Consider the following 6,462-nt stretch of genomic DNA (forward strand, 5'->3'; position numbering starts at 1 on the left):
GAGATAGCCGATCAGCGCCTCGAGCGCCTCGATGGCATCGGCGCCATTCGCCCGCACCGTGACTTCCTGGTTCTCCTTGACCGCCAGCAGCATCAGCTTGACCGAACTCTTGGCGCTGACCGCCTTGCCGTCCTTGATCAGTTCGACGTCGGATTCGAAGCCCTTGGCGAGCTTCACGAACCGCGTCGCGGGACGGGCGTGCAAACCTTCATGCACTCTGACGATGGTCGAGCGTTCCATGGCAAATACTCTGGTTTTGGGCGCCGCTCCCAACATGGGCCGCGGCGCGAATGCTGTCAGGCGGCGATGGTGATGATCGCGCCGGTCTTCAGGGCGGCCACGAGCGCTTGCGGATCGACTTGCGACGCACAGATCTCGCCCGGTCTCTCGGCCTCGGTAGCGCCGTTGAACGAAATGACGACATGACCCATTTCCAGCACCTTGCTCCACGCGCTGGAGCCGACCGCTGTGATAACAGCGGCAACCGGGCCGAGGGTGATCGAAGCGCCCTTGGCGGGCGCTCCGTCACTTGGTCCCTGCTCCGCCTTGTGGAGCACCGAAACCTCGGCAAGCTCCGGCGGCGAGCCATCCGCAAACAGGATGACCACGCCCCCTTCGGCAAGGTCCGCCACTTCGGGGCCGATGGCAGTGACCCGTGTTCTCAAAAGAACCGTCATATGGCGAACCTCATTTTCTCAAACTTTCCCTAGAGCGGTGAACCGCTCTATCTCTTTGTTTTGACGCAGTTTCCAAGGGAAAGCATTGTGCGCTTTTCCCGGAATTGCCTTAGAACACGATCAGGCTGACGACCCAGGCGATCAGCACCGAGACCGGACCCATGATCTGGCGGCTGATGAGCACCGCCGGAACGCCGATTTCGATCGTCTTAGGCTTGGCCTCGCCGAGCGCCAGGCCGACGGGGACGAAGTCGCAGCCCACCTGGGTATTGTAGGCAAACAGCGCCGGCAGTGCCATTGCCGGCGAAATCGTGCCGTTGGCGATCTGCGGGCCGATGATGGCGACGCCGATGACCTGCGCGATGACAGCGCCTGGCCCGAGGATGGGCGACAGGAACGGCAGGCCGCAGATCGCCGAGATGATCAGCAGGCCGACGATGTTGTTGGCCAGCGGACCCATCGGCTGCGCCAGCACATCGCCGATGCCGGTATACAGGATCAGACCGATGAGCATGGTCACGAAGGCCATGAACGGCAGCACGTTGCGGATGACCTGGTCGATGGTGCGGCGGCCGGCATTGAAGAAGATGCCGACGATACGTCCCATGACGCGGCCGATCGTGCTGATGAGGCCGATCAGCCCACCTTCGCTCGGCAGCGGCTGTGGTGCCGCGGTCGCATTGTTGTTTGAACTCATCGCTGCTGCTCCCCCTGCAGTCGTGATCGTTTCGGATCCGTCCGCCATTGTGATGTTGGCCGGCTTCACGCCCGAAACGTAGATGTCCTCGGTGATGAACTGGGCCAGCGGCCCGGATTGACCGACCGGCGTCAGATTGACGGTCGGGATACGTTTGCGCGGATAGACGCCGCATCGTGCGGTGCCGCCGCAATCGACGACGACAACCGCCATCTCGCTTTCGATCGGCGGTGCCCTGAAGCCGTCGACGGCCTCGGCGCCGGTCATGTCGGCGATGAGCTGCGCCACCGGGTGAATGCCACCACCGGTGACGGAAACCACCTTGCTGCGCTGTTCGGTCGGCTCGATGATGAGCGGGCCACCCCAGCCGGTTTTGCCCTGGGAGATTTTTACGGCTTTATATGTCTTGGCCATGATGTCCTCCCCGCCCTTACAGCTCGACGCCTTGGCGGCGTGCCATGATCGCGGTGATGCGTTCGGTCAGCATGCCCTTGAGCAGGATGACGACGAGGCCGACGATGGCGTACCAGATCGCCACCTTGACGTGGTAGCCGGCGACGACGACGCCCTTCTTTTCCAGCTCCAGCAGCGCGACGAGAATGCCACCCCAGACGAAATACTCGCCGGGATTGATGTGCGGGAACAGGCCGAGCGGCGGGTGCACATAGGACACGGCCGCGTCATAGAAGGCTGGCTTGTGCTTTTCTTCCAGGAACGATCCGAACGTATAGGCCATCGGATTGGTGAGGAAGAACACCGCCAGCAGCGGCAAAAGCGTGTAGCGCGTCAGCGCGATCCGGCCGGCGCCGCGCGCCAGGCCATGCACGCGCTCTTCACCGACCAGTTCGGTGACGGCATAGAAGGCCGTCATCAGCACGACCAGCGTCGGAATGATGCCGGTGACGAAGCCGGCGAAGACCTCGCCGCCCTTCTGGAAGATGCCGATGAAGTACTTGCCGATGGCGGTCAGCCAGCCGAGCTGCTCTTCCTGCTGGACGTCCTTCAGCTTTTCCTTGAACTGATCGACGGTGATCGGTCCGCTGTCCGCTTGTGCGAGGACAACGAGATGGTCGGAGGCATGCTCGACAGCGAGCTTGCCATGCAATGCGGCATCCGAAACCATGGCACCTGCGACATGCAGATTGTGCACGGCCATGTCGGCATGCTGCGCCAACAACGAAAATACAGACATTTCTCCTCCTTATGCCACCCGCCGGTTGATCCCAGTCGGTGCGCGGCGTCCTCTATCCCTTTGATTTAGAGCCCGAAATCATCCGGCTCTAAGCCCTTGCTACGTTCAAACCGGACAGGCCCGGCTTCTTCCCCGGCTCCGACCGTGTCTTGTCGATCTGCTCGATCGCCCGTTTCACGGCCTCGGCCACACCGGGTTCCCCCTCCCCCATGATTGCAGGGTTGGACCGGAGTCGATCGAGGGGAACACCCTCGAATTCTTCATGTCTCTTGAACTTGGTGAAGACGGAACGGCCGCTCATCACCATCAGGCGGCGCACGACCAGATCGGGCGTCACCACCACGAGCGCGATGGTGCCCTTGGCCAACCGGCCGCGAAAATTGCCGGCTCCGACGAAGCCGTCCTTGTACTGGTCGGTGACGCCCCTGAAGACATCCGAATAATGCCGCATCTGCAGCCAGACGCCGAGCGACTGCAGCGCCCACACGATAACCAGCAGAAGCAGTCCCCACTGCCAAATCGCCATTCGGTTCTCCTCCCGAAGCCTCAGTTGAATCGCACCTTGGACCGGCGCGTGACAACAGCAAAGTGAGAACATTTGTTTCCGAGAATGTCAATATGTATGATATTGGCCTCTGAAGCGGTCATCCACAGGGCCGCTGACAGATTTCGGCGGCGGCGCGCTTGTGCTAGGCTGACCGGGAAACAGGATACGAGGAAACATGGACCTGCCCTTCAGGGACGAACTGGCCTTGATGCCCGATCTTCGCCATCGGCTGCGGCAGTTGCGCTGGTTCCGCGCCACCTTTCGCGGCAGCGCCAAGGTGGTCTCGGACACGTTCGGCGTGCGCTTCGAGATCGACGAGGCCAAGCTCACCAGGGCCTTTCTCGACTGGGTCGAGATCATGGAGGGGCAGAAGCGCTTCGCCGCGATCGACCGCGCCGACTTCATCGTCTTTGCCGCCGGCCTCGTGCTGCGTGAGCTGATAAAACAGGCGCCGGCCAGGGAAATCTCCGGCCTCACGCAGCTGATCGAGACGGAAACGAACGCCGGCACGCTGGAAATCGTCCGCTTCTGGCCGGAGGGTTTCCTCTACACCAACTACTGCGTCTCGGTGATTTCGGCGATCCACGAGCAGGAATTCGGCACGACACCCGGGATCGACAAATGCGCCGACGATTTGCGCACCTGGTGGTCCTATCGCGAGAATGTGACCGAGATGCCGGCCTATGCGGTGGCTTTCCTCGACCGCTTTCTCGGCGCCGAACCGAACTGGATCACCCCGGATCGCGCGCAGTCCCGGCAAGCCATGCAACGGGCGCTCGTGTCTTCCCGTGCGAGCGATGCGTTGCGCCAGCTTTGAGCCCGCTCTTCGCGCCCCCAAAACCGCACGTGCTATTGAACATTTGACTTTTTGCCGATAGCGATGTGCGAAAATTGACTCGAGAGGGAAACGCGTGGCGCGACCAAGGCCTATTATTTTCGATTGCGACGGCGTTCTTGTCGACAGCGAGCCTCTGGCCGCCCGCGCCTATGAGCGCGTCTACGAAAAGCACGGCATGCCCGGCGTCAACACCAGCGTCATCGCCCAATGCATCGGCATGAAGCAGTCCGATATCATCGCCAGGATCAAAGATTTGACCGGCCACCAGTTTCCGGCGGCGGCGGACGGCGACATCTGGGCCGAGACCAAGGTGCTGTTCTCGCAGGAATTGAAGCCGACACCGGGAATCACTGCCTTTCTGGAGGCGCTTGCAGGCGACCGCTGTGTCGCCTCGTCCTCCTCCGTCGAGCGCATAAACCACAGCCTTGCGGTGACCGGGCTGGCGCGTTTCTTCGGCGATGCGATCTACAGTTCCTCGATGGTCAAGAACGGCAAACCCGCGCCGGACATCTTCCTCTTCGCGGCGGACAAGATCGGCGCCAATCCCGTTGACTGCATCGTCATCGAGGACTCGCCCTTCGGCATCCAGGGCGCGATCGCCGCCGGCATGACGGCGATCGGCTACACCGGTGGCGGCCATACCTATGCCGAGCACGCCGCGCGGCTGACGGCTGCCGGTGCCGATTTCGTCTGCGCCGACTGGCAAGAAGTTAGCCGGCAATTGGCTAGGTTTGGTGTGCCGGCCTAGTTTAGACGATACTTTGTGAATCCACGGCTGGCCCATTCGCCAGGCGGCACGAGTGAGCCCACACGGAAGTTGAAGGACAGGACCCTCGTCGCATCGGCGTCGACTTCGCATCGGAAATTTAGGTTGTACCAAGCGTTTCTGGTGCTGAAGGCGGCCTGCGGAGGATTGAGAACATTGCCTTTGTCCAGCGTAATGGTTGGCACCCATTTGACCGTATAGTCGGCACTTTGCAGTTCCCGGCTCAGAACGTTGCCGCAAAGGGTGGCCACCCGCTGACCGCGCGGCACATTCTCCATGGAGCTTGTAGCGAACGCATTGCCGGTTGCCCCTTGCGAGTAAAGCTTTCTGACGCCCGGAAGGCCGGAATAGATTGGTGATCCTGCAACGTCGTCGTTGGTGGGATTTGACCTTCCAGCATTCCCGATCGGCGCTTTGAAAGCTCTTGCGGGTTTGAACGTCATTGTCTTGGCAGGTTTGGACTTTGCCTTTCCAGTCGAAGCTGGAGGCGCCGGCTTGTCACCGGTCTCAGCCGTCAATGGCTTTGGCGTCACGACGGCTTGCTTTTCGTCAGGTTGCGGTGCGAGTTCTTGTTTGTCCGGCTGCTGTTTGTCGGTGTCCTCGGTCGCCTGCTTTTCCTCGCTTTGCGCGGGCTTTTCGTCCGGCGCAACGGTGGCCGGCTTCTCGTCAGGCTTGCTGGGGTCTGCCTTCTGCTGTGGCGTTGCAGCCGGGGCGGGCTCCGTCGGCACGGGTGTCGGCGCGACAGGCGGCTTTGCAGCCTCATCCTTGGCCGGCGACGGCGTGTTGGGTTTAGCGCTGCTTCCGTCGAGCGATTTCTCCGGCCCGGTATCTTTCTGGCCGTACTGGAAAACGCGCTTCAGAACCTGGTCGTCTGGCGGTTTCGGCGGCGGCGGCTTTTGTTCAGGCGGCTTTTCAGCCTTCTTTTCAGGTGTCGGTTCCGGCGGCTTTGGAGCAGGTTTCGGCTTGGGCTTCTCGGGCGGCGGCACGATCGCGACATTGACGGGCTGTTCCTGCTGAACCGGCTGCTGCTCGGGTCTCGGCAGGCCATAGATCAGAAACGCCGCGATGAGCGCATGCAGGATCAGCGATGCGGGCAAAGCCCACAGCAAATGCCGCCGCCGTTCTCCTGTTTCGCCCTTCATCCGCACCGATGTGGAATGAAATAGCGGCGGCTTCAAGCATAGGTAGTGGATTGGCTTGATTTAACCGCTGACAGGTTGGTGATCGGATGACGACGCGCAGACCTCAGGTCAGCCAGTTTGCCGCTGGCGCGGGATCCCGTCCAGAAACCGTTCGTCCAGCCGCGTCTCGCCAAGCCAGTTCAGCCGGTTGATGCTGATGAAGCCGGCATCGATCGCGTCGTTCTCGTCGCCCGGCTGGCTGTCGTGAGCCCGCCCGCGCGGCACGGTGATGACCGTGCGGTCGCCGTCGCTCTCCACGATCTCGGCCTTGCGGGCGATCTTGTCGCGACCGATGCGCGGCTGGCGGATTTCGGCCGGCAGCGAGGTCGGCAGGTTGATGCTCAGCCAATGACCCTCAGCGGCCCAGTCGGCGCGCGATTGCCACAGGGACACGATCAGCGCGCCAAGCCATTGGTCGTCGCCATCGGTGAAATCAGGATTTTTCACGCGTGAGAAGCCAATGGCCGGAACGCCCCAGAAAGTGGCCTCCCGCGCAATGCCGAGCGTGCCGGAATAGGCAAGGTCCTCGGCAACGTTGCGGCCATCGTTGACACCCGACAGCAC

At 61.9% G+C, this 6,462-nt stretch carries 9 protein-coding genes; 2 read left to right on the forward strand and 7 right to left on the reverse strand.

Features of this window, described 5'->3' with window-relative positions; all coding sequences use genetic code 11:
- From EN994_RS13375 to EN994_RS13395, 5 genes are all read right to left on the reverse strand, one after another.
- On the reverse strand, positions 1–240 hold a 240-nt coding region (locus EN994_RS13375; protein WP_164745901.1), incomplete at its 3' end, for an HPr family phosphocarrier protein.
- 56 nt (positions 241–296) lie between these two features.
- Entirely contained in the window at positions 297–677 is a 381-nt protein-coding gene (locus EN994_RS13380; protein ID WP_013529330.1) for a PTS glucitol/sorbitol transporter subunit IIA, read from the reverse strand.
- Positions 678–786: 109 nt separating this feature from the next.
- Positions 787–1,788: a PTS glucitol/sorbitol transporter subunit IIB gene (locus EN994_RS13385; RefSeq protein ID WP_013529329.1), complete on the reverse strand. Its 1,002-nt coding sequence runs from the start codon at positions 1,786–1,788 to the stop codon at positions 787–789.
- Positions 1,789–1,804: 16 nt separating this feature from the next.
- Complete coding sequence (locus tag EN994_RS13390) at positions 1,805–2,566, reverse strand: PTS glucitol/sorbitol transporter subunit IIC (RefSeq protein WP_013529328.1); 762 nt, start codon at positions 2,564–2,566, stop codon at positions 1,805–1,807.
- Between the two features lie 88 nt (positions 2,567–2,654).
- Entirely contained in the window at positions 2,655–3,092 is a 438-nt protein-coding gene (locus tag EN994_RS13395; protein WP_013529327.1) for a transcriptional regulator GutM, read from the reverse strand.
- Positions 3,093–3,288: 196 nt separating this feature from the next.
- Between EN994_RS13395 and EN994_RS13400 the strand changes: the two genes are divergently transcribed.
- Together EN994_RS13400 and EN994_RS13405 are read left to right on the forward strand one after the other, a co-directional pair.
- On the forward strand, positions 3,289–3,930 hold the full coding sequence (locus EN994_RS13400; RefSeq protein WP_063169124.1) for a hypothetical protein: 642 nt from the start codon (positions 3,289–3,291) through the stop codon (positions 3,928–3,930).
- A gap of 94 nt (positions 3,931–4,024) precedes the next feature.
- Positions 4,025–4,699 (forward strand): HAD family phosphatase, encoded by a 675-nt coding sequence (locus tag EN994_RS13405; RefSeq protein ID WP_024503715.1) that lies wholly within the window; start codon positions 4,025–4,027, stop codon positions 4,697–4,699.
- Here EN994_RS13405 and EN994_RS13410 read toward each other — a convergent pair.
- Together EN994_RS13410 and EN994_RS13415 are read right to left on the reverse strand one after the other, a co-directional pair.
- On the reverse strand, positions 4,696–5,859 hold the full coding sequence (locus EN994_RS13410; protein ID WP_063169125.1) for a DUF930 domain-containing protein: 1,164 nt from the start codon (positions 5,857–5,859) through the stop codon (positions 4,696–4,698). The genes EN994_RS13405 and EN994_RS13410 overlap by 4 nt on opposite strands.
- A gap of 108 nt (positions 5,860–5,967) precedes the next feature.
- Positions 5,968–6,462: 5'/3'-nucleotidase SurE (locus EN994_RS13415; protein ID WP_127307580.1), on the reverse strand; the 495-nt coding region annotated here is incomplete at its 5' end.

The organism is Mesorhizobium sp. M7A.F.Ca.CA.002.09.1.1, assembly GCF_003998555.1.
GTDB lineage: Bacteria > Pseudomonadota > Alphaproteobacteria > Rhizobiales > Rhizobiaceae > Mesorhizobium > Mesorhizobium ciceri.

Bases quoted from the DNA above. Each gene is read 5' to 3' on its own strand.
- EN994_RS13380 (WP_013529330.1), bottom strand. From the start codon at position 677: ATGACGGTTCTTTTGAGAACACGGGTCACTGCCATCGGCCCCGAAGTG.
- EN994_RS13385 (WP_013529329.1), bottom strand. From the start codon at position 1,788: ATGGCCAAGACATATAAAGCCGTAAAAATCTCCCAGGGCAAAACCGGC.
- EN994_RS13390 (WP_013529328.1), bottom strand. From the start codon at position 2,566: ATGTCTGTATTTTCGTTGTTGGCGCAGCATGCCGACATGGCCGTGCAC.
- EN994_RS13395 (WP_013529327.1), bottom strand. From the start codon at position 3,092: ATGGCGATTTGGCAGTGGGGACTGCTTCTGCTGGTTATCGTGTGGGCG.
- EN994_RS13400 (WP_063169124.1), top strand. From the start codon at position 3,289: ATGGACCTGCCCTTCAGGGACGAACTGGCCTTGATGCCCGATCTTCGC.
- EN994_RS13410 (WP_063169125.1), bottom strand. From the start codon at position 5,859: ATGAAGGGCGAAACAGGAGAACGGCGGCGGCATTTGCTGTGGGCTTTG.